At 65.3% G+C, this 21710-nt stretch carries 21 protein-coding genes; 7 read left to right on the forward strand and 14 right to left on the reverse strand.

The window, feature by feature from the left end:
* Positions 1–11: 11 nt before the first annotated feature.
* The 9 genes from H292_RS0119950 to H292_RS0119990 all read right to left on the reverse strand — a co-directional run bounded on the left by H292_RS0119950 (position 12) and on the right by H292_RS0119990 (position 10721).
* Entirely contained in the window at positions 12–1277 is a 1266-nt protein-coding gene (locus tag H292_RS0119950) for an ABC transporter permease (protein ID WP_019666529.1), read from the reverse strand.
* Positions 1274–2494 (reverse strand): ABC transporter permease, encoded by a 1221-nt coding sequence (locus H292_RS0119955; RefSeq protein ID WP_230595781.1) that lies wholly within the window; start codon positions 2492–2494, stop codon positions 1274–1276. Before H292_RS0119955 ends, H292_RS0119950 begins: the two co-directional genes overlap by 4 nt.
* On the reverse strand, positions 2487–3989 hold the full coding sequence (locus tag H292_RS0119960) for an ABC transporter ATP-binding protein (RefSeq protein ID WP_020112534.1): 1503 nt from the start codon (positions 3987–3989) through the stop codon (positions 2487–2489). Before H292_RS0119960 ends, H292_RS0119955 begins: the two co-directional genes overlap by 8 nt.
* Position 3990: 1 nt before the next feature.
* On the reverse strand, positions 3991–5088 hold the full coding sequence (locus H292_RS0119965; RefSeq protein ID WP_027498941.1) for a BMP family lipoprotein: 1098 nt from the start codon (positions 5086–5088) through the stop codon (positions 3991–3993).
* Positions 5089–5226: 138 nt separating this feature from the next.
* Entirely contained in the window at positions 5227–6669 is a 1443-nt protein-coding gene (locus H292_RS0119970; protein WP_020112536.1) for a nucleobase:cation symporter-2 family protein, read from the reverse strand.
* Positions 6670–6703: 34 nt separating this feature from the next.
* Positions 6704–7201, reverse strand: a complete 498-nt coding sequence (locus H292_RS0119975; protein ID WP_019666534.1) for a YbjN domain-containing protein — start codon at positions 7199–7201, stop codon at positions 6704–6706.
* Positions 7198–8526, reverse strand: a complete 1329-nt coding sequence (gene mshA, locus H292_RS0119980) for a D-inositol-3-phosphate glycosyltransferase (protein WP_027498942.1) — start codon at positions 8524–8526, stop codon at positions 7198–7200. The genes H292_RS0119975 and mshA overlap by 4 nt, the downstream gene beginning before the upstream one ends.
* Positions 8527–8557: 31 nt before the next feature.
* Positions 8558–9430, reverse strand: a complete 873-nt coding sequence (locus tag H292_RS0119985) for an alpha/beta fold hydrolase (RefSeq protein WP_020112538.1) — start codon at positions 9428–9430, stop codon at positions 8558–8560.
* A gap of 49 nt (positions 9431–9479) precedes the next feature.
* Positions 9480–10721, reverse strand: a complete 1242-nt coding sequence (locus H292_RS0119990; RefSeq protein WP_230620902.1) for an ROK family transcriptional regulator — start codon at positions 10719–10721, stop codon at positions 9480–9482.
* A gap of 372 nt (positions 10722–11093) precedes the next feature.
* Here H292_RS0119990 and H292_RS0119995 point away from each other — a divergent pair, with 372 nt between their 5' ends.
* Complete coding sequence (locus H292_RS0119995; RefSeq protein ID WP_020112540.1) at positions 11094–11849, forward strand: SDR family NAD(P)-dependent oxidoreductase; 756 nt, start codon at positions 11094–11096, stop codon at positions 11847–11849.
* Positions 11850–11945: 96 nt separating this feature from the next.
* Here the strand turns inward: H292_RS0119995 and H292_RS0120000 are convergent, their stop codons facing one another.
* The 3 genes from H292_RS0120000 to H292_RS0120010 all read right to left on the reverse strand — a co-directional run bounded on the left by H292_RS0120000 (position 11946) and on the right by H292_RS0120010 (position 15883).
* Complete coding sequence (locus tag H292_RS0120000) at positions 11946–13142, reverse strand: L,D-transpeptidase (RefSeq protein ID WP_026348046.1); 1197 nt, start codon at positions 13140–13142, stop codon at positions 11946–11948.
* Positions 13143–13245: 103 nt separating this feature from the next.
* Complete coding sequence (locus H292_RS0120005; RefSeq protein ID WP_019666540.1) at positions 13246–14796, reverse strand: MBL fold metallo-hydrolase; 1551 nt, start codon at positions 14794–14796, stop codon at positions 13246–13248.
* A gap of 70 nt (positions 14797–14866) precedes the next feature.
* On the reverse strand, positions 14867–15883 hold the full coding sequence (locus H292_RS0120010; RefSeq protein ID WP_019666541.1) for a UDP-N-acetylmuramate dehydrogenase: 1017 nt from the start codon (positions 15881–15883) through the stop codon (positions 14867–14869).
* Between the two features lie 56 nt (positions 15884–15939).
* Here H292_RS0120010 and H292_RS0120015 point away from each other — a divergent pair, with 56 nt between their 5' ends.
* The 3 genes from H292_RS0120015 (at position 15940) to H292_RS0120025 (ending at position 17776) form a co-directional block, all read left to right on the forward strand.
* The gene (locus H292_RS0120015) at positions 15940–16446 is read left to right on the forward strand and encodes a DUF2505 domain-containing protein (protein WP_019666542.1); all 507 of its coding nucleotides are present in this window, start codon (positions 15940–15942) and stop codon (positions 16444–16446) included.
* A 15-nt stretch (positions 16447–16461) separates the two neighbouring features.
* Positions 16462–16965, forward strand: a complete 504-nt coding sequence (locus H292_RS0120020; RefSeq protein ID WP_020112541.1) for a DUF2505 domain-containing protein — start codon at positions 16462–16464, stop codon at positions 16963–16965.
* Between the two features lie 109 nt (positions 16966–17074).
* Positions 17075–17776: a class I SAM-dependent methyltransferase gene (locus H292_RS0120025; RefSeq protein WP_020112542.1), complete on the forward strand. Its 702-nt coding sequence runs from the start codon at positions 17075–17077 to the stop codon at positions 17774–17776.
* Here H292_RS0120025 and H292_RS0120030 read toward each other — a convergent pair.
* Complete coding sequence (locus H292_RS0120030) at positions 17773–18360, reverse strand: type IV toxin-antitoxin system AbiEi family antitoxin domain-containing protein (protein WP_019666545.1); 588 nt, start codon at positions 18358–18360, stop codon at positions 17773–17775. The genes H292_RS0120025 and H292_RS0120030 overlap by 4 nt on opposite strands.
* Before the next feature lie 132 nt (positions 18361–18492).
* On the opposite strand from H292_RS0120030, the gene H292_RS0120035 reads away from it, so the two are divergent.
* Positions 18493–19227: an LmeA family phospholipid-binding protein gene (locus H292_RS0120035; protein ID WP_026348048.1), complete on the forward strand. Its 735-nt coding sequence runs from the start codon at positions 18493–18495 to the stop codon at positions 19225–19227.
* A gap of 32 nt (positions 19228–19259) precedes the next feature.
* On the opposite strand, the gene deoC is transcribed toward H292_RS0120035, so the two are convergent.
* On the reverse strand, positions 19260–19922 hold the full coding sequence (gene deoC, locus H292_RS0120040; RefSeq protein WP_020112543.1) for a deoxyribose-phosphate aldolase: 663 nt from the start codon (positions 19920–19922) through the stop codon (positions 19260–19262).
* A gap of 45 nt (positions 19923–19967) precedes the next feature.
* Between deoC and H292_RS0120045 the strand changes: the two genes are divergently transcribed.
* The gene (locus tag H292_RS0120045) at positions 19968–20798 is read left to right on the forward strand and encodes a class I SAM-dependent methyltransferase (protein WP_020112544.1); all 831 of its coding nucleotides are present in this window, start codon (positions 19968–19970) and stop codon (positions 20796–20798) included.
* A 12-nt stretch (positions 20799–20810) separates the two neighbouring features.
* Entirely contained in the window at positions 20811–21698 is an 888-nt protein-coding gene (gene purU, locus H292_RS0120050; protein ID WP_020112545.1) for a formyltetrahydrofolate deformylase, read from the forward strand.
* The last annotated feature ends 12 nt before the right edge of the window (positions 21699–21710 follow it).

A 21710-nucleotide genomic window follows, 5' to 3' on the forward strand; every position in this document is an offset into this window, starting at 1 on the left:
CTACTGGCGAGTCAGGACTTCACGTACGGCTTACCGGCAGCGGCGGGACCACGCACGTGACCGACGAGACCGGCGACCGCGAAGATCGTGACCACGTACGGGAGCATCAGCATGAACTCGCTCGGAACGGGCGAGCCGATGATGCCGAGCACGTTCTGCAGGTTCGACGCGAAGCCGAACAGCAGGGCCGCCAGCGTTGCGCGTATCGGGTCCCATCGGCCGAAAATGACTGCGGCCAAGGCGATGTAACCGGCACCCGCGGTCATTTCCTTACCGAATGCGCCGACCGATCCGAGGGTGAAGTACGCACCGCCCAGGCCGGCGATGGCTCCGGCGAGGCAGACGTTCCAGAAGCGGGTACGCGCGACGTTTATACCGACGGTGTCCGCAGCCTGCGGGTGTTCACCGACGGCGCGCAGACGCAGACCCCACTTGGTGTGGAACAGACCGAACCACACCAGCGCGACGACAAAGTACATCATGTAGACGATCAGGGTCTGGCGGAACAGCACGGGGCCGATCACGGGGATCTGGGACAGCACCGGAATCTCGATGCGCCCGAACCGCGGCGGGGAGTTGAGGGTCTCGGGATTCTTCGTGAGCACGACCGAGTACAGGAAGCTCGTCAGTCCCACGACCAGAACGTTCAGTACGACGCCGACGATGACCTGGTTGACGAAGTACTTGATGGAGAACATCGCCAGCAGTGCCGCGGTCAACGCTCCGGCCAGCAATGCGGCGAGCAAAGCCACGTAGGCGGATCCGGTGATCGACGCGACGACGGCGCTGACGAAGGCGCCGGACAGAAGCTGGCCTTCGATGGCGATGTTGATGACGCCGACGCGTTCGGAGATGACGCCGCCCATCGCGCCGAAGATCAGCGGTGTGCTGAGTGCGACGGCGCCGATGAGCAGTCCGGGCACGGGCACGGTTGCTCCGGCGGCGGCCCACGTCAGGAACCCGAGTACGAACAGCACTGCGAACACTGCGAGGAGCCACAGCGGCGTTGTCCTGTGGCGCAGTACGTTCCAGACGGAGAACGCGAGAATCGCAGCCAATGCCGCGACGACGAGAATTCCGGTCGCCCCGGTCGGGACTCCCACTGCCGGGAGCGCGAAGAAGTCGTTCTCGCTGGCGAGGCCGAAGGTGGTCGTACCGGATTTGCCGCGCAGGACGAACAGGATCAGCCCGAGCAGAGTCGCTGCACCGAGGACGCCCGGTACCTTCCAGCTTCGCTTCGGCGTCAGTACCTCCGGCGCCGTGTCGAGGGTGGTCACAGTGCTCCCACCTTCGCGGTGTCGGCGCGGGCCGCGGTCTCGGCTCCCGGTGGCGGTAATCGGAAGACAGCTCGCACCAGCGGAGGCGCCGCGATGAACAGGACGATGACCGATTGCACGACGAGAACGATGTCGATGGGGATGCCCTCGGCCGCCTGCATCGCGAATCCACCGGCTTTGAAGGCACCGAACAGTATGCCCGCGAAGAACACTCCCCACGGTTTGGAACGGCCGAGCAGGGCCACGGTGATGGCGTCGAATCCGATGCCTGCGTCGATGTCCGCGCCGAAACCGGTGGTGACCGTGCCCAGAACCTGGGCGACACCTGCCAAGCCGACCAGGGCGCCGGACATCACCATCGCGTACAGGTACATCCGATTGACATCGATGCCCGCGATCTTCGACGCATGCGGGTTCTCGCCGACGGCGCGGAAGCGGAATCCCAACGATGATCGTTCGAGAAGCCACCAGACCGCGACGGTCACCACGACGACGAGGACGAAACCGAGATGCAGGGAATAGCGGTCACCGAACAGCTTCGGGAAGACCGCCGTCGATTCCATCGCTGCGGTCTTGGGGTTGTTCTGCCCGGGTGCTTGCAGTGCGCCCGGTGTGCGCAACAGATATGCGACGAGGTAGAACGCGACGTAGTTGAGCATGATCGTGACGATGACTTCGTGGGCACCGGTGCGCGCCTTGAGCACTCCGGCGATACCGCCCCACACCGCGCCGCCGACGACACCCGCGAGGATCGCCAGGATCAGGTGAATCCCCGCCGGGAGCTGCAGCGAGAAACCGACCCACCCGGCGCACGCCGCGGCGATGAGCATCTGGCCGCGGCCACCGATGTTGAACATTCCGACCCGGAAGGCAAGTGCCACACCGAGACCGGCGACGATCAATGGCGTCGCGAAGGTCAGTGTCTCCATGAGCGGCCGGATGCCGTTCTCGAATCCGGGTCGCCGAAAGTTGTACACCGACCCCTGGAACAGGGACGAATACGCCCCCGACACTGCGTCCCAGACCGCCACCAGCATGTCCGACGGCCGCGAGAAGAAGTATCCGGCGGTCTCCTGCACCTGATCGTCGGTGACGGCGATCAGCACTGCTCCGACGATCACCGCCATGAACACGGCGAGCACGGAAATGATCGCGCTTCCGGTGAATATCTGCCGCAGAACCACATGGGACCGCGACGGTGCAGGCGTTTCAGCCATGCTTCTCTCCACCCATCATCACACCTAGAACTTCGCGGGACGTGTCGGCAGGCACGATGCCGACGATGGTCCCGCGGTAAATGACTGCAATTCGATCGGCGAGCGCCGAGACTTCGTCGAGTTCGCTGGAGACGACGATCACCGGCACACCGGAGTCCCGAGTCGCGACGATCCGCTTGTGCACGAACTCGATCGAGCCGACGTCGATACCTCGTGTCGGCTGCGACGCGACGAACAGCCGGAGGTCTCGGCTCAGTTCGCGAGCGAGCACGACCTTCTGCTGATTACCGCCGGACAGCCGCCCGACGCGTGTGTCGATTCCCGGAGTTCGGACGTCGAACTCCTCGACCTTCTCGGCGGCGAACGTGTCCAGATACTCGCGTCGGATGGCGCCGCGACGAACGAACGGCTCCCCCGTCGACCTGTCCAGCATGAGGTTCTCCGCGATCGAGAACTCGCCGACGAGTCCGTAGACCGTGCGGTCCTCGGGCACGAAGCCGACACCTGCGCCGAGCACGTCGTGCACGGATGCGCCGACGAGAGAGCGACCGTCGAGCTCGATCTCGCCGCTGATCTGCTCGCGCGCTCCCAGGAGGGCCTCGACGAATTCGCTCTGCCCGTTGCCCTGTACACCGGCGACGGCGAGGATCTCACCTCGGTGGACCTCGAGGCTGACATCGTCGACGACCTTCTGACCGGCTCCGTCGAAGACCGTCAGATTTCTCACGACCAGCGCGGCATCCCCGGGCGTCGCCGGTTCCTTCGACACCGTGAGCTGCACATCGCGTCCGACCATGAGGGCAGCCAGTTCGGCGTTGGTTGCCGTCGGTTCCGCTTCGCCGACGACTTTGCCGAGCCGGATGACGGTGATGCGGTCCGCCACCTCACGCACTTCGCGAAGCTTGTGGGTGATGAACACGATGGCCGTGCCGGATTCAGCCAATTCACGCATGATGCGCATCAGGTCGTCGGTTTCCTGCGGCGTGAGCACAGCCGTCGGCTCGTCGAACACCAACACCTTGGCGTCACGGCTGAGCGCCTTGATGATCTCCACGCGCTGCTGAACGCCCACGGGGAGGTCGTCGATCCTGGCGTCCGGGTCGAGGTCGAAACCGAAGCGCGACGAAATCTCCCGCACCAGCTTCCGGGCGGCGGCGAGATCCAGTCTGCCTCCGGATTTGGTTGTCTCGTGCCCGAGGATGATGTTCTCGGCGACGGTGAAGACCGGAATCAGCATGAAGTGCTGGTGCACCATGCCGATTCCGGCGCTCATGGCCTCACCGGGGCCGGCGAAATTCTGCTCGACGCCGTCGAGCAGAATCTTGCCTTCCTCGGCGCGATACAGGCCGCTGAGAACGTTCATCAGCGTCGACTTGCCTGCCCCGTTCTCGCCGAGCAGGCACACGATCTCTCCCGGCTCGACGACGAGGTCGATGGAATCGTTCGCGACGAGCGAGCCGAACCTCTTCGTGATGCCCTGTAGTTCGAGTTTCACGTCACTTGGGCGAGGACGGGGACTCGACGGTGATCGAACCGTCGATGATGCCTGCCTTGATCGTGTCGAGTTCGCCCTGCAGTGCCGGGTCCACCTGGGACTCGAAGTCGTGGAACGGTGCGATGCCGACACCGTCGTTCTCGAGGGTGCCGACGTAGGGTGCGTTGTCGAACGATCCGTCACCCGAGGAGGCGACGATTTCGTCGACGCTGGTCTGCAGGCCCTTGGTGACCGACGTGAGGAGCAGGTCGCCGACGGACGGGTCGGATACGTAGACGTCCGCGTCGGCACCGATCAGAGCGACGGGACGCGAGGAATCACGGATTGCCTGTGCCGCGCTCTGGTAGATCGGTCCACCGACGGGGAAGATGACGTCCGCGTTCTGGTCGATGAGGCCTTGAGCGGTGTTCTTGGCGACGGCGTTGGCTTCGAAACCGCCGGTGAACGAGCCGTTCTGGGCCGGGACGTCCCAGCCGATGACGCGAACGTTGCCGTTCTTCTGCTCGTTGAAGTAGTTGACGCCGTCGGCGAATCCGTCCATGAAGATGGTGACGGTGGGCAGTTGTGAGCCACCGAAAGTACCGACGACACCGGTCTTGGAGAAGCTCGCAGCGGCGTAGCCGGCGAGGAATCCGCCCTGGGCCGCGTCGTAGGTCAGCGGTTTGACGTTCGGCAGGTCGATGCTGGAATCGTCGATGATGGCGAAGTCGATGTCGGTGTTCGCTTCGGCGGCGGCCTTGGTGGCGTCGGCGAGGTCGAATCCGACGGTCAGGATCAGCGAACATCCCTGGTCGATCAGGTTGTTCAGGTTGGGGTTGTAGTCCGTCGGCGACGCCGATTCGACGGTGATGGGCTCGACACCGAGCTCTTCGGAGGCGTTGGTCAACCCCTCGAAGCTGAGCTGGTTGAACGACTTGTCGTCGAAGCCACCTGCGTCGGACACCATGCAGGGCTTGAAGTCGCCTGCTGCTGTGCCACCGGAATCCGATCCACTGTCCTCGGGGGCGGAGCCACATCCAGCGACGAGTGCGACCGCCCCGAGCGACGCGACTCCCCCGAATACCAGTCTGCGGGTGTGTGAGCGGGGAACGACGGTCAAAACTTCCTCCAGTGTTCGGTGCAGCACGGTGGCGCTGCTGCGTGTTCGCGGGTCTCGTGAACACGCGATCGGTGTGTGGCTAGTTTGTCTGATTGCGGACGCTACTACTCGCTCGGGTTACCCGCATGATTTCGCGCCTTACGCCTCCGGGTCCCGGGGGTTCGGTTTCCGGCCGTCGACGCTGCTCCCGTCACGGTCTCTCGGGACGTCGGCTTCGTCGTCGCGCACCATGACGGCGGGGCCCGCAGCGACGATCGAAGGGTCCTCGGGCGTGCCGGGTCGGAAGACGTTGAAGAAGAGATTGAGTATCACCGCGACGATGCTCGCGGCGCTGATGCCGGAGTGGAACACAGTGACGAACCAGTCCGGGAACTCGTCCCAGAAGTCGCCCGCCACAACGGGAATCAGCCCGAAGGCAAGTGTCACCGCGACGATGACGAGATTGTTGTTGTTGTCGTAGTTCACCTTGCCGAGTGTGCGGATGCCACTGGCCGCGACGGTCCCGAACAGTGCGATGCCCGCCCCGCCGAGTACGGGAAGCGGAATCACACCGACGACCGCCGCGAGAATCGGCGAAAGACCCAGCAGCGCAAGCACTCCACCGCCCACGGCAACGACGAATCGACTTTTCACTCCGGACATCGCGACGAGCCCCACGTTCTGCGCGAACGCGGTGGCGGGGAACGAGTTGAAGACCGGAGCGATCGCCGAGGACAGCATGTCCGCGCGTAGACCGTCGCCGACGCGCCGGGTGTCGACGTCGGTGCCCACGACCTCACCGACGGCGAGGATGTCGGCCGTGGTCTCGACCATGATCACCAGAATCACGATGGTCATCGAGATGATGGCGCCCACGGCGAAGATGGGACTGCCGAATGCGAACGGTGTCGGCAGTGCCACGATGTCCGCATCGCCGACACCGTCGAAATCTGTTTTTCCGAAGACGAATGCGGCGATCGTGCCCACGAGAAGTCCCAGCAGAATCGACAGCCGCGACACCGTGGGGGTCTTCGTCAGGATCAGCACCACGAGCAGAGTGAACATCGCCAATCCGATGTTGCCGACGTCGAGGTACTCCGGATTCGGTGCGCCGCCGACCATTTCCTGCCCGGTGATCCACCGGGCCGCGACGGGCATCAGCGACAGTCCGATGACCGTGATGATCGATCCGGTGACGATGGGCGGAAAGAACTTCACCACTTTCGAGAAGAACGGTGCGACGGCGAGGCCGATCAGCGCGGCGACGATCACCGAGCCCAGCACGGTTCGCAGGCCGGTCTCGCCGTTCTCTGCCCCGACGATGATGGTCAGCATGGTGGAGACGGCGGCGAACGAAATACCCTGTACCAGTGGCAGTTGCGAACCGAAGAACGGCACGCCGACCGTCTGCAGCACCGTCGCGACACCGCTGACGAACAAAGCGCAGGAGATGAGCAGCGCCTGGTCGGTACCGGATAGCCCCGCCGCGCCGCCGACGATGATCGGCACTGCGATGACGCCGCCGAACATCGAGAGGATGTGTTGCATGCCGTACCCGAACATCTGAAGCACCGGCGGCGTGGCGTCCTCTGGCCTGGTCATGCACCGAAGCGTACGAACCCTCGGTTACGTCCGATCAGTTGTCGAGTTTCGACGGTGTAACCAGGTGTTCGAAGGCCTTCAAGTTCGCCAACGACTCGCCCCGGGACACACGCCAGGCCCACTCGCGTTTGATCGATTCGGCGAAGCCGAGTTCGAGCAGAACGTTGAAATCTCCGTCGGCGGCTTCGAGCACCTGGCCGAGTATTCGGTCGATTTCCTCCCCCGTCACCGCATGGGTGGACAACCGTCCGACGAGGTAGATGTCTCCTACCTTGTCCAGGGTGTAGTGCACTCCGTAGAGCCGTCGATTTCGGCGCAACAGGTATTTGTAGACGCCCTCGAAGTTCTCGTCCGGTTTACGGCAGACGAACGCCTCTATCCGTACGCCGTGGTGCCCGACGGTGAGGATCGTGGTCGTCTTCAGCTTCCGCTCGCCCGGCAGTTCGACGACGAACGCGTTGTCCCCCTTGCGTTGGTACTCGAGCTCGCGTTCGCTCAGTACCGAATCGATCAGCTCGATCAGCTCGCTCATGCCGTTGCCCCCGCCCTTCGTAGCTTCGACAGTCCGCGCACGCGCCGCGGCGAGAACTCGCTCGGGGCCTCGTGACGGTCGAAGTGGAACTGTGCTGCACGATAACTGTCCAGCAGGCCTTCCGCGGTGTGTTCCCACGAGAAGTTCGCAGCGTGGATCGGGGCCGCGGACGCCATGTGCGCCAGGCCATCTCGATCCGCGAGCATTGTGCCGAGGGCTCGCGCCCACTCCGTGGTCCGGTGCCCCTGCACGAGCACGCCCGTCTCCCCGGACCGCACGGCGACCCCGAGCCCGCCGACGTCCGCTGCGATCACCGGGGTTCCGCTGGCCTGAGCTTCGATCGCGACGAGTCCGAACGATTCGTTGTAGCTCGGCACCGCCACGACGTCGGCGGCACGGTAGACCTGGACGAGTTTCTCGGAGGGCTGCGGCGGCAGGAACGTCACTCGCGTCGAAATACCCAGTTCTGCAGCGAGTTCGATCAAGCTGTCGGGGCGGTCGAGGCCGCTGCCGGACGGCCCTCCGACCACGAGCACCCGCAGCGGAAGGCTCGGCCGAGCGGCCACCAGTTCCGCTGCGGCGCGCAACAACACGTCCGGGGCCTTGAGCGGTTGGATCCGGCCGACGAAGGCGACCACGGTTTCCGACGGATCGATACCGAATTCGGCTCGCGCAGCGGCTTTGTCACCGGGCCGGTACCGGCCGAGGTCGGCGCCGGGGGCGACGACGTCGATCGATCGAGGCGATGCGTGGTAGATCTCGATCAGCTGCTTCGCTTCCTCGCCGGTGTTGGCGATGAGCCTGTCCGCCTCGGCGACCACCTGTTGCTCGCCGATCTGCCGCGCGGCCGGTTCCGGGGAATCCCCCGCTGCCAACGACGCGTTCTTGACGGCGGCGAGTGTGTGGGCCGTGTGGACCAGCGGCACGCCCCAGCGATCACGGGCCAACCATCCGACCTGGCCGGACAACCAGTAGTGCGAATGGACCAGATCGTAGTAGCCGGCGTCGTGCCGGGCCTCTTCACGAAGGACTCCTGCCGCGAACGCGCACAGCTGCGTCGGGAGGTCCTGTTTGTCGAGCCCCTCGAACGGCCCTGCCACGATGTTGCGCACCAGAACGCCCGGCGCCGCTTCCTCGAGAGGCTTGTCCGCCGACGACGTCGCCCGGGTGAAGATCTCCACCTCGACGCCCCGTTTCGCCAGCTCCTTGGCGCTCTGGAGCACGTAGACGTTCATTCCGCCCGCATCCCCCATGCCCGGCTGCGCCAACGGCGAGGTATGCAACGACAACACTGCAACCCGATTCAACTGGCGACCACTCACCACACCAGTTTGCACTCTCCCGCGCCGGGTGGGTTCACAGACCCTGGACGAAGGCCGTCACCTCGGCCAGAAACCGGTCGGGATCGGCGACGAACGGGCCGTGGTCGACACCCTCCCAGAACGAGGCGGTTGCCGCCGGAATCAGCGACGCAGCATGCTCACCAGCGGAGACGTCGACGACGGTGTCCGCGGTGCCGTGGAGGACCAGCGCGGGCACGTCGAGGCCCGCGAGCAGGTCGTCGTGCGAGACAGCCCGATCGAACAGCGCTGCTCGGACGCGGGGCAACGTGGACAGCGTCGCCCCGAACAGGGCCTGAGCCTGCGCGCCTTTGCCCTCGATCGGCCCCTTCAGGGCTTCGCCCTCGATCGGTCCTGTCAGTGCATGACCGAAGCTGCCGAGCGCCTTGATGGCCACCCGCGGCTCCTCCGACATGGCGTCCGGGATCGCCGCGCGCATCGCGCTGCCGACTCGACCACCGGCTTCCCCCCTGCCGATGCTGGTGATCGCGCCGACGAGCACGATGCCCGCGACCGCCCCTGTCCCGTGTGCGGCCAGGTAGTCGCAGATGACCAGGCCGCCGTAGGACCAGCCGAGCAGAACCGCGTCCTGCTCGATTCCCTCGGCAGTCAGTACCGCGTGCACGTCTGCCGCCCAGTTGGCCGATTCGCCGTACCCCGTGTTCGGCGCGTCCGAGTAACCGTGGCCCCGCAGGTCGACCGCGATCACCCGGTACGACTCCGCCAGCGTCGTCAACACCCGGTCACCCCAGCACGCGGACGACTGCGCCCACCCGTGCAGCAGGACGAGCGGGCGGTGCGACTCGTCGCCGCTCACTCGATAGACGATGTTCGTGCCTGCCGTCGTGGTGTCGATTCGGCTCGTGGCGTGGCGTACCGATCCAGTCATGCCCCCATCATGCCCGGGTGCCCGACTGCCCGACTGCTCGGAGCGCGAGTTACGCGGCGGCCCGGCGCATCGACGCGAGCGGATCGGAGTAGACCGAGCTGAGGGACACCACGGCCGCAGCGAATTCCTGCACCTTGTTTCCGAAACCGGAGATTCGAATGTCCTTGCGCGGCAGCGTCGACGTCTGGCCGAATGCCTCGGCGACGTACGGAATACCCGCGGCGTACTCGGTGAACGCCTGTCCGCCGAGGACCACCCGATCGGGGTTGAACAGATCCCGCAGGAGTCCGACCGTCCGACCGAGCACCTTCGCACGTTCGACGAGGATCTGCTGCGCCGCCGCCGAGCCGTCGTGTGCGGCCTGGTACAGCGCGGCGACGCCCGATCCTGCCGGGAGAACCCCACGCTCGACGGCGATGGCCAGCACCGCGCGGTCGCTCACGGTCGCTTCGAGGCATCCGCGGTTTCCGCACTGGCACAGCACGTTCGATCCGGTGGGCAGGTGAGCGATCGACCCGGGTCCGGTGGAGGGCGTGTGCACCCGGCCGTCGATCGTCAACGCGATTCCCGCGGTCTCGCGTGCATAGAAGTACAGGCTGGTACCGGTCGTCGTCGTGTCCGCCCGCGCCGGCGTCAGGAGCAGTTCGGAGCCCGCCATCGCCTCGACGTGACCGGACACGGAGACGGGCAACCCCAGACCGCCACCGACGATGGCGCCGACCTGGGCGTTCTCCCAGCCGAGGCGGGGATGATCCACCGTGCCCGACGCACCGTCGACTCGACCGCCGAGGGCGACACCCACCCAGAGCGGAGTTCGACGGTGCCAGCGCGCCGCGAAAGCGCCTGCGCTGCGGGTGATCACGGACAACGCTTCGGAGGCGGGGCCGCCCGGCGTCGGGATCTCGACGGCGCCGAGGATGCGACCACGCAGGTCGCTGACGACGATGCCGGTGACGATGGCACCGATGTGGATTCCGATGGTGGCGAAGGGCTCGTGGTTGACCTCGAACGGCACGCGTGGGCGGCCGATCGCACCGGAGGCCGTCAGATCGGCGCGTTCGCGAAGCAACCCGACGCCGAGCAGGGCGGAGACCTGACGGTTGACCGTAGCGATACTCAATCCTGTTGCGCGAGCGGCAATATCGCGGGAAAGCGGACCGTCGGCGGAGGCTACGCGAAGCACCGATGCGGCGGGACTGTCGGCGATGCGCAGGTCGGGTGCAACGACCTGGACTCGGGCCCGTCCCGCTGAACGGGACAGAGAGGTGGGCCGTGACCCTCGAAGGTTCACGGAGGTGGAAGATACCGGCAAAGTTGCAAGTGACACTGTGGTTCGTCCTCGGCAGTAGACCCACTTGAATCGTGGGTGACACAGGTGCTGGAGAAGGAGAAAGTCGAGCGAGCGACGCCTGCAGAACGACCGATACGGCCGAGAATCGAGAAGCGATCCCGAGAAAGCTACAGGCCTAGAAGCTGCGACAACACAGTTCGCGAGGGAGCGGCAGCCGGGAACCCAGAGCAGCGGTCACGTACGTGACGCGCAGTGCGGGAGTGTGGCTGGCGGACATGAACGCAAAAGTAGCACTTCCCCGCCCGATCACCAATACAGGCAAGATTTCCGCTGCGTACCGGCCGCGCCCGACCGGAGTCTAGAATTTCTGCCATGACATTGTCAGAACAAATCCCGTCCGACGCCCGCATCGCCGTAGTCACCGGCGCAAGTTCCGGCATCGGTGAGGCAACCGCACGCCAACTCGCCGAGCAGGGCTACCACGTCGTCGTCGGTGCGCGTCGCGTCGATCGACTCGAGAAGCTGGCATCCGAAATCGGCGGGACTGCACTGCAACTCGACGTCACCGACGAAGATTCGGTGGCCGCGTTCACCGCGGTGATCCCCCGTGTTCACGTGTTGATCAACAACGCGGGAGGCGCGAAGGGACTGGCACCGGTCATCGATGCCGATCTCGACGACTGGCGCTGGATGTGGGAGACGAACGTCCTCGGCACCCTGCGTGTCACCAAGGCTCTGCTTCCGAAACTCATCGAGTCGGGCGACGGACTTGTGGTCACCATCACGTCGGTGGCCGCCTTCGAGGCGTACGACAACGGCTCGGGATACACCTCCGCCAAGCACGCACAGGCCGTCCTGCATCGCACGCTGCGCGGCGAGCTGCTCGGGCAGCCGGTTCGGCTCACGGAGATCGCGCCGGGAGCCGTGGAAACCGAATTCTCGCTCGTCCGTTTCGACGGAGACGAGGACAAGGCCGACGCCGTCTATCAGGGCATCACGCCGCTCGTCGCCAGGGACATCGCCGAGATCATCGGGTTCGTGGCATCACGTCCGTCGCACGTGAACCTCGATCAGATCATCATCAAGCCGCGTGACCAGGCCGGCCCCGGCCGCTTCAGTAGAAAATAGAACCCTTTGTGTGAGTGGAAATGTAGCGTCTTCTGGTCGCTCCGCAGGCTCCGCTCCTGTCCCAGGGCCTACATTTCCACTCACCTGAGATGCGCATCAGAGCGCAGACATCGACTCCCACGTCGGCCAGTCGATCGCCCAGTCGTAGAGGTCACCGTCGGCGGCCGACAGATCGATGGACGTACCCGTCACCTCGACCGGATCGCCGTACATCGCGGTCCCGAAATACTGCTCCGCGTCCGACGTCGACAGGTTGATACAGCCGTTCGTCACGTTGGACGCCCCCTGGACACCCGTCGTCTCCGGGTTGGCGTGGATGAACTCGCCGTTGTTGGAGATCCGCACGGCCCATCGTTCGCGCACGTTCTCGTAGAACGGCGGGTTCGACATCAGGAAGTCCTCGTGCTTCTCGGTCACCACGTGCACTCCGCTGCGCGTGACGTTGCGCGCTTCGTTGCCCTCGCCGTAGCTGACGGGGATGTCCATGATGGTCTGGCCGTCGCGCACGACCTGCATGCGGTGGCTCGTCGCCTCCGCCTTGACGATCTGGCTACGACCGATGGTGAAGTCGAGTGTCACGTCGTCGGCGCCGTACGCACCGCCGCCGTAGTCGACCCCGTACAGGTTCGCTTTCACCGACACCGTCGTGCCCGGAGCCCAGTAGTTGGTGGGGCGCCAGTGGACGCGTGAGCCGTTGTCGTCGGGGAACCACGCCCACGCGCCGGGCGTCGGCGGGTTGGTCGTCACCGTCAACGCCTTCTCGACGGCGGCCTTGTCCTCGATCGAGGAGTCGAACTGCAGGATGATCGGGGCCGCGATCCCCACCTCCTGGCCGTCACCGATGTTGGTGCTCACCGACGTGCGGCTGTCCGGCGTGACCGTCGTGAAGCTGCCCTCGACGGGTACGGACTTGCCGTCGCTTCCGACGGCGTTGCCCGCCCAGGTGTACGAGACGCCGTAGCCCAGCGGCTCCGTGACGGAGTACGACGCCTTGTCCGGCGCCAGCGCGCCTTGGACGACCTTGCCGTCGGGGTTGGTGAGGGTGACGTCGGCCAGGGTCCCGTTCTTCACGGCCACGGAGATCGGCGCGACGGGGCTGACGTCCTCGGCTCCGTCGGCGGGGTTCTGCGTCACTTGGGCGACGGGAGCCGCTTCGGTGGTCGGCTCGGACCCGCCGGAGGAGCCGTCGGTGCCACCGATGGTGCAGCCCGCGACGAGCGCCGCCAACGCCACGATTGCTGTGACCAGCCACAACAACCGCGTCCGTTTTGTCTGTTCTACCTGCTCATGCACGTATTCCAACGTACTCGCGGCTCATGGGCGAACCACTATCGAAAGCTCGGGTGCGCGGAGATTCACATCGAATCCTCGAGGAGATTCGGACAATCCGCGCACTTCAGAGCTTCGTCGACCTGAGTTCGTGTCCCTTGGACGTCAGGCAGCGGCCGGTATCGAGGTTCCAGTCCCAGCCGTGCAGGTTGCAGGTCAGCTTGTTGCCCTCGACGATGCCGAACTTCGACAGGTCCGCCTTCAGGTGCGGGCAGCGACGCTGGATCTCGTAGCCGTCCTTGACGATGGTGGCGGTGTCGTCGTGTGCTTCGGCGAACCACCCGTCGGCGTAGGCGATGCGCTCGTCGGTGAGGCACTTGAAGAACGTGTAGAGGAACTCGTTGTATCCCCCGACGCGTCGTGCCCGGAACCTGGTGGACAGGAAGATCGAGTTGACCCAGTCCGGTTCCTTGTCCCGCACGGCCGTCCGCACGAGCTGCGGCGAGATCGTGAAGCTGTACCGGAACCGCTCCTTGAGCAGGGGCTCACGCACGATGCGCTTGGGGAAATCGAGCACGACGGTTTCCGCGCCGAGCATCAGGGCCACCGGGTACCCGATGCCGTCGCATATCTGGTCGGTTTGAATCATGATGGGCTCGAACAGCTCTCGCAGTGGCTCGAGCAGTGGCTCGCCCTCGGCCGGTGCCCACGCTGCCTTCTCCGCGGCGATGACGCCTGCCTGTCGCTGTGCGAAATCCTCGATGTACTGGGCCTTGCCGGTGGTGAAGATGGCTTCGGCTTCTTCGGTGGGAATCGGGTGCTCGTGCGAAACGAGCTCGCTGCCCGAGAACGTCGACGTGGTGCCGGGGATCTGCAGCAGGCCCTTGTCGTGACCGTTGCGGCGCATCTGGTCCAGGAACACCATCTGGTCGGGGAAGATGTTCGACGGGTCCTCGTACACGTCGTTGAGGAAGCGGAGCTCGTCGTCGAGGAAACACGGCGGGCCTGCCGACGGAATCACCCACGTCGCGCCGATCTGCTCGATGTACTGGCGCGCACGATCCATCTGACGCTGACGCTTCTGCTCACCGAACGACTTCTTGGCGCGCTCGACCATGTCGTAGACCATCGGGTACCAGATCGCGCCCGAGTACTGCAGCATGTGCACGTCGACGTGCCCGAATTCCTCCGTCAACACGTCGAGGTCGACGGGCCGGGCGTCGTTCATGTTGAACGCGACGGTCTCTCCGTCGGAGACGACCAGGCCGGAGTCACCGATCGGGCCGTCGGCGGGTGCGCGCAGGGCGATGATCATGATGTCGAGATCGCCCTTGGGACCGGAAATGCGGTGCTTGACCGAGTCCGTCGTCTCGAAGAACTTGTGGAAGCCGAGCTTCTCCAGCTCGTGCTTGAGGTCCGGCACGGGGTAGTCCGGCAGCAGAACGGTGGTGTCCTTGTCCACGTGCTCGGCGAGGTTCTTGGGGTCGAAGTGGTCCTTGTGCAGGTGCGAGACGTACAGGTAGTCGCACTTGCCCAGCTCGTCCCAGTCCAACTGCGTGTTGTCCGGGAACGGGAACCAGGACGTGAAGTAGGCAGGGTTGACCCACGGGTCGCACAGGATGGTGCCTGCATCGGTCCGAATGTGGAACCCCGCGTGCCCGACGCTTGTGACCTGCAACGAACTACTCCTTAACTTGCTACGAAGAATCAATGGTAGGCGCTGCCACCGACTCGATGCTGCTACCGATTCAACTCAGCGAGCAGCCGACGAGATCGCACTCCGGCACCAAGGTGATGCCGAACTCGGCTTCCACTCCGTCACGAATGTGCGACGCCAACGCCATGACGTCCGACGTGCTCGCCCCGCCGCGATTGGTGATGGCCAGCACGTGCTTGGTGGACAACGACACTGTTCCGTTGCCGAACTCCGTGCCGTAGCCGTGCGCGAAGCCGGCGTTCTGGATCAACCAGGCGGCATGGATCTTGATGCCCGACGGGTCCGGATACTGAGGCGCCCTCGATGCGGACGCGGGGATCTCCGTCAGCACCGGATTCAGGAAGAACGAGCCGACGCTCCACGTGTCGTGATCTGCCGCGTCGAGCACCATGCCCTTCTGGCCACGCAGATCGAGTACGGCTTCTCTCACATCGAGAGCAGGGACCGTGTCACCGATGTCGACGCCGAGCCGGTCCGCGAGACCGGCGTAGCGGACAGGATCGGAGGACACGGACCGTCGCAACCCCATCGTCGTGTCGAGAATGACGTATCGCATCGAATGCTTGAACACCGACTGACGGTGCAATCCGAAACCACATCGGTCCGGCGACCAGACGGCGGTCTCGCCTGTCTCGCGGTCGTACACCGTCAGCGATTCCAGCACGTCGGACGTGACCGTGCCGTACGCACCGACGTTCTGCACCGGCGTCGCACCGGCCAATCCAGGAATGCCGGACAGGGTTTCGATCCCGGCAAGACCCTCGTCCAACGACGCGGCGACGACGGAGTCCCACCGCTCACCGGCAGCGACCCACATGGAATCACCGTCGACGCGCACTCCCGACGTCTCGACCTTGATCACCAGACCGTCGAAACCCTGGTCCCCGACGACGAGGTTGGATCCGCCACCGACCAACAGCACCGGGGTTCCCGACGCATCGGCGTCGCGCACGAGGGAGACGAGTTCGTCGGACGTCGTTGCGACGGCGAACTCGCGAGCCGGGCCACCGAGTCGCATGGTGGTGAGCTCGGAAATTGCGGTAGGCACGGGAGTCCAGGGTACCGGTCGACGCGGATGTCGGGAGCCACCGGTACCCTCCGCCTATGCCTCGCCCCATCGCGCACAGCGCGCCCGTTCCCGCACCCGTCGACAAGGTGCACGCCGCGCTCGTGTCCGAGAAGTACTGGAAGGACCGCATCGAGCAGATCGGCGGTCCGGGCGCACAGTTGGTGAGCGTCACCGCGATCAACGGAACCATCAGCGTCGTCATCACGCAGTCGGTTCCCGAGGAGGAACTCCCCGCCGCGGTCACCGCCTTCAAGAAGGGCCCGCTGATCATCGAGCGCACCGAGTCGTGGGGTCCTCTCGGCGGCGGTCGCGCCGAGGGCAAGTTCGGAGCCACCGTCGACGGCGCTCCGGCAACCATTTCCGGCACCACGCTCCTCGAAGGCGACGACACGTCGTCGACGATGTCGCTGTCCGGAACCACCGAGGTCAAGATCCCTCTCTTCGGGAGCAAGATCGAAGCGATGATCAGCGAGCAGGTACTGGGGCTCATCGACAACGAGCACGACTTCACGGGCAACTGGATCGCGGACAACCTCGGATAGGTACCCTCTCCGGTTATGGCGCGCCGAATGAACTACTCAGCCCGGTTCACCTACTCCACCGAGCAGGTGTACGCGGCATTGTCGAGCCGCGATCACTGGGACGCTCGCATCGAGGAGATGAAGAAGTACTCCCACAACGAGCTGAAGAGCTTCGAGGTCTCCGACGCAGGCATCGACGTCGTGATGCACCACATCATTCCCAGGACCGAACTGCCGGACATCGCGCAGACGGTCATGAAGAAGGACATGGTCATCACCCGCAACGTGCACTTCGACCCCTACTCGGACACCACCGAAGGCAAATACGACGCCTCCATCCCCGCCGGCCCCGGCAGCCTCAAGGGCGTCACCTCGCTGTTCTCCACCGACACGGGCTCGACGCTGCGGACCTCCTCCGAGGCCAAGGTGTTCCTTCCTTTCGTCGGCGGAAAACTGGAACAGCTCATGCTCGTCAACCTCCGAGACCTCTGGCGCGGCGAAGGCGAAGTCACCGCCGACTGGCTTGCCCAGAACAACTAGAGGCTCCACTCCTGGCCAACCGGGTCGTTCCGCAGGCTCCACTCCTGAAGGCACTGTTACCCGCGGCACCACCGGCATCAACCGCCTCCGCCGCAGTGATCGGTGGCTGATGCACGATCCACTGGTGCGCCGTGTGCTGACCGATGCACTCGATCCCTTGGTCGTCGATCTCGGGTACGGCGCACGGCCGGACACGACGCTCGAGCTGGCTCGTCGGCTCCGAACCGTTCGGCCGGACCTGCGGGTCACCGGCCTCGAGATCGATCCCGCACGAGTTGTCGAGTCGCAGGAGAACGTCACGTTCGCGCGCGGCGGCTTCGAGCTCGCCGGCCTCCGACCGAACCTGGTTCGCGCGTTCAACGTGCTGCGGCAGTACCCCGAGGACGCTGTTCCCGACGCCTGGGCCCGCATCCTGTCCGGGCTCGAACCCGGCGGGCTCCTGGTCGACGGGACGTGCGACGAACTCGGCCGTCGGTGCGCGTGGGTGCTCGTCGGGCAGCAGGGTCCGATCTCGTTGACCTTGGCGTGGGATCCGTTCACCGTCGCGACGCCGTCGGACATCGCGGAGCGTCTGCCGAAGGCGTTGATTCACCGCAATGTGCCGGGTGAACGCATTCATGCGGTGCTGCGCGCCGCGGACAGGGCGTGGTCGACGGCGGCGCCGCTGGCACCGTTCGGCCCGCGAGTGCGATGGCGGGCGGCCTTGAATCAGTTGGTCGCCGAGGGTCTTCCCACCACGGCGCCGCGGCGCAGGCTACGCGACAACATCCTCACCGTTCCCTGGGATGCTGTGGCGCCCGCCGAGACCTAGGTGCAGGACGAGAGGGCGAGCTCGACGCGTTCGGCCACTCGTTCCGGCCCGCCGACGGCTTCGTCGTACAGGGTTCCCGGGTCGACGCGGCCGATGGCGACGGCGTCGCCCACCACTTCGTCGAGGGTGATCTGGGAGATTCCTCCGGCGGCGAGGTCCAGGACAGTTCGGACCGGGGTGGTCATCCGGAACGTGCCGGTGGACTCGAAGTCCTTCGGAGACAGCTGCAGTCGGTGCACGGCGAGGCGCGTGTCGGTCAGACGCAGGTTGGTGTACGCGGAGACGTGCACGAACTGCGGGTGCAGGTGTCCGAATCCGTGTAGCTCGGCGGCACTTTGGTGAGAGATCACAGCATCACCACCGAACCACGCGCACCACATGGCGAACTGTTCGAGGTCGCTGTGCGGCCAGTCGGTCAGCCGGCACAGGTTTCGTTCCACTTTGGTCCAGTCGCCGACGGCGATGTTGGCGACCACTGCAGGGGCCTCGAAGCCCAGGGCCTCGGCCTGCTCGGTGGTGAAGTATCCGTCTTGGCGTGCTGCCAGACGACGCAGTTCGACGGTGCTCGGCCGTAACGTGCTCATGCGCCCCAGCGTACGACAATCTGTGTTGCACATCACAAAGAATCGGCACTACTCCCGTGTCGATCCATCTTTCCCGCGCTTGTATCTCTGTTTCACAGAGGACTTTCAGAATCATCGGGAAGACTGCGGCGAATGACACGAAGCAAAGCTCCCATGATCGCGGTGCTCGTCGTACTCGTTCTCGTCGCGGCGTTGCTCGGCGGGGAACTGTATTTCCGGCAGCAGATCAAGTCGTGCCTCGCCGGCCAACTGGAGTCCGAGATCGGCAGCCAGGTCGACGTCGGTCTCGGATGGAAGCCCATTCTGATCTCGCTCGTCGACAAGCAGGTTTCTTCGGTCACGCTCGATTCGAACGATGCCCGCTTCGGCCCCGCCGAGGGCATGACCGTCCACGCGGAGGTGGAGGACGTCGACCTCGCGCAGACCGCGGACAGCAACGGGACCATCGGCAGCTCCAGCGCCGACATCTCGTGGTCGACCGACGGAATCGCCCGCACCCTGCAGTCCCAGGGCATCGGTGCCCTCGTCTCCGGTGTGACGTCGGACGCCGCGGCGGGCACGCTGTCCTTCGCGGTGGGCGGCCTCGCGCAGTTGACCGTGAAGCCGACCGTCACCGGCGACCGCGTCGACGTCCAGACCGTCGACGCATCGATCCTCGGCCTCGGCATCCCGACCGACCTCGTCGACAGCATCGTCGGCGTCCTCTCCGACAGCCTCCAGCAGTACCCGCTGGACATGACGCCGACGTCGTTGACCGTCACCGACAGCGGCATCGCACTGAACCTGCAGGGCGGGCAGTACTCGATTCCCGCCGCCCAACCGGGTCAGACGGTCGAGGCTCCCGAAGGCTGCGGAATGCTCGCGTAGCGGAAACTGGCCCCTACACCCCTGCCATTCGGTCATTCCGCAGGCTCCACTCCTGCCAAGACGGCGCGAGTACCCGAGAGACCCAATCGGGTTGCGCCCGCGTCGATCATCGCCAGGGCGGCGTCCGTCGTACGGATGCCGCCGCTGGCCTTGACGCCGAGTCGTCCGCCGACGGTCTCCGCCATCAACCGCACTGCTTCGACGCTGGCGCCGCCTGCCGGATGGAAGCCGGTGGAGGTCTTGACGAAGTTGGCACCGGCTTTCTCCGCGACGCGGCAGGTTTCGACGATCGCGTCGTCGGACAGGGCTGCCGATTCGATGATCACCTTGAGCACAGCCGTCGGTCCGATGGCTTCGCGGACGGTCAGGATGTCCGACAGCACAGCGTTGTAGTCGCCGGCGACTGCGGCTCCGACGTCGATGACCATGTCGATTTCCTGCGCACCTTGATCGACGGCGAGCCGCGCTTCCGCTCCCTTGACGAGCGAATGATGTTTGCCCGACGGGAATCCCGCGACTGCGGCGACGACGAGTCCGTCGGCCCTGATCGGCAGCATCGAGGGTGACACGCAGACTGCGAGGACACCGAGTTCGAGGCCCTCGGCGATGAGTGCAGTCACGTCGTCGGACGTGGCTTCGGGCTTGAGCAGGGTGTGGTCGACCATTCGGGCGAGGGCTCCGCGTGAGAGAGACATGAGACCACCCAACCACAGCCCCCGAACGACATAAACTCATCGGTCATGAGCGTCGCAGGCACTTTCAATTCCACGAGTTCCGATTTCGACTCCGTCACCCCGCTCGTCTGGGGTCCGGCAGGCCAGTCGTTGGCGTTCGCGCTCGCATTGAGGGCCGGGGACGCGGTGCTCGACGTCTGCACGGGTACGGGCGCGTCGGCGCTCCCCGCAGCGCAGGCAGTGGGTCCGGACGGCATCGTCCACGCCATCGATCTCGCCGACGACCTCCTCGAGGTCGGGCGGGTGAAGGCCACGGCGGCCGCACTGCGCAACATCGACTTCGTGTGCGCCGACGCCACCGAGTGGGAGACACCGAGTTCCGTTCCGGACGGCTACGACGCGTTGTCCTGCTCCTACGGCATCTTCTTTCTTCCGGACATGGACATCTCGTTCGCGCGCCTGGTTCGCTTGGTTCGACCTGGCGGTCGTGTCGGCGTCACCGTGTGGCGCAAGGGCGCGGTGGAAGCGTTCGGTAACGCGTTCTTCGACGTCGTTGCCCGCTACGCGCCGGACGTCGCGCACAACGGTCCTCGGTCGAGGAGCAACTACGACACCAACCCCATCCGACGGGTGGAGACAGCGGACTCCCTGGCCGAGTGGCTGCAGTCGGAGGGATGCAGCGACGTACAGGTTCAGGAACTGTCCAATCACGTTCCCGCCACCGAGGAGTTCGTGTGGAACTTCGTGTTGGGCAGCGGCTTTCGTGGCGCCTTGAGCAACTTCGACGAGTCCACCACACTCGCGATCCGACGGGAGTTCGGCGAGCTGCTGACCGAGCGCGGTATCGATTTCGTCGACGCCACCACACTGGTCGCAACCGGCGTCAGGACCGCCTGAGAGAATCGACGCATGAGTTCCGCTGCTGTAGCCGACGACCGTCGCTACGTTCTGTCCCTCGGGTGCCCCGACACCACCGGCATCGTTGCCAGGATTTCCTCGTTCCTCGCGGACGTCGGCGGCTGGATCGTCGAAGCCGCGTATCACGCCGACCCGGACACGGGCTGGTTCTTCACCCGCCAGGCCGTCCGGGCGTCGTCGGTGAACATGAGCATCGAGGATCTACGCGCACGATTCCAGGAAGTCGCCGACGACATCGGCCCCGAAACGGAGTGGACGCTTCAGGATTCCGGCGAGCGCAAACGCGTCGTACTTCTCGTCAGCAAGGAAGCGCACTGCCTGCACGATCTGTTGGGCCGCGCGGCGGGCGGCGAGCTACCTGCCGAGATCTCGGCCGTGATCGGTAATCACAAGTCGCTGGAACCGGTGGCGACAGCGCACGGCATCACGTTCCATCATGTCGAGTTCGCGAAGGATCCGGCCGAACGAGGCCCGGCGTTCGATCGGGTTCGCGAGCTGGTCGACTCCTATGATCCCCACGCCGTCGTTCTCGCCCGGTTCATGCAGGTGTTGCCGGAGGATCTGTGCGAGCACTGGGCCGGCCGCGCGCTGAACATCCACCACAGCTTCCTGCCGTCGTTCGTCGGCGCACGCCCTTACCACCAGGCATTCGCCCGTGGCGTGAAGCTGATCGGAGCGACCTGCCATTACGTGACGGCCGAGCTCGACGCCGGCCCGATCATCGAACAGGACGTCATTCGCGTCGACCACTCCGACGAGGTCACCGACATGGTGCGCCAGGGCCGGGACATCGAGAAGCTCGTTCTCTCCCGTGGCCTCCGATGGCATCTGGAGGACCGTGTCCTGGTCCACGGCCGTAAGACAGTCGTCTTCAGCTAGTTGCCCGCGGGC

Source organism: Rhodococcus sp. 114MFTsu3.1 (assembly GCF_000383555.1).
GTDB lineage: Bacteria > Actinomycetota > Actinomycetes > Mycobacteriales > Mycobacteriaceae > Rhodococcoides > Rhodococcoides fascians_E.

What these genes read in the sequence shown, in the direction of transcription:
- H292_RS0120045 (WP_020112544.1), top strand. Translation starts at nt 19,968, where the DNA reads ATGAGCGTCGCAGGCACTTTCAATTCCACGAGTTCCGATTTCGACTCC.
- H292_RS0120025 (WP_020112542.1), top strand. Translation starts at nt 17,075, where the DNA reads ATGCACGATCCACTGGTGCGCCGTGTGCTGACCGATGCACTCGATCCC.
- H292_RS0119970 (WP_020112536.1), bottom strand. Translation starts at nt 6,669, where the DNA reads ATGACCAGGCCAGAGGACGCCACGCCGCCGGTGCTTCAGATGTTCGGG.
- deoC (WP_020112543.1), bottom strand. Translation starts at nt 19,922, where the DNA reads ATGTCTCTCTCACGCGGAGCCCTCGCCCGAATGGTCGACCACACCCTG.
- purU (WP_020112545.1), top strand. Translation starts at nt 20,811, where the DNA reads ATGAGTTCCGCTGCTGTAGCCGACGACCGTCGCTACGTTCTGTCCCTC.
- H292_RS0119975 (WP_019666534.1), bottom strand. Translation starts at nt 7,201, where the DNA reads ATGAGCGAGCTGATCGAGCTGATCGATTCGGTACTGAGCGAACGCGAG.
- H292_RS0119985 (WP_020112538.1), bottom strand. Translation starts at nt 9,430, where the DNA reads ATGACTGGATCGGTACGCCACGCCACGAGCCGAATCGACACCACGACG.
- H292_RS0120015 (WP_019666542.1), top strand. Translation starts at nt 15,940, where the DNA reads ATGCCTCGCCCCATCGCGCACAGCGCGCCCGTTCCCGCACCCGTCGAC.
- H292_RS0119995 (WP_020112540.1), top strand. Translation starts at nt 11,094, where the DNA reads ATGACATTGTCAGAACAAATCCCGTCCGACGCCCGCATCGCCGTAGTC.
- H292_RS0120035 (WP_026348048.1), top strand. Translation starts at nt 18,493, where the DNA reads ATGACACGAAGCAAAGCTCCCATGATCGCGGTGCTCGTCGTACTCGTT.
- H292_RS0120020 (WP_020112541.1), top strand. Translation starts at nt 16,462, where the DNA reads ATGGCGCGCCGAATGAACTACTCAGCCCGGTTCACCTACTCCACCGAG.
- H292_RS0120030 (WP_019666545.1), bottom strand. Translation starts at nt 18,360, where the DNA reads ATGAGCACGTTACGGCCGAGCACCGTCGAACTGCGTCGTCTGGCAGCA.
- H292_RS0119955 (WP_230595781.1), bottom strand. Translation starts at nt 2,494, where the DNA reads ATGGCTGAAACGCCTGCACCGTCGCGGTCCCATGTGGTTCTGCGGCAG.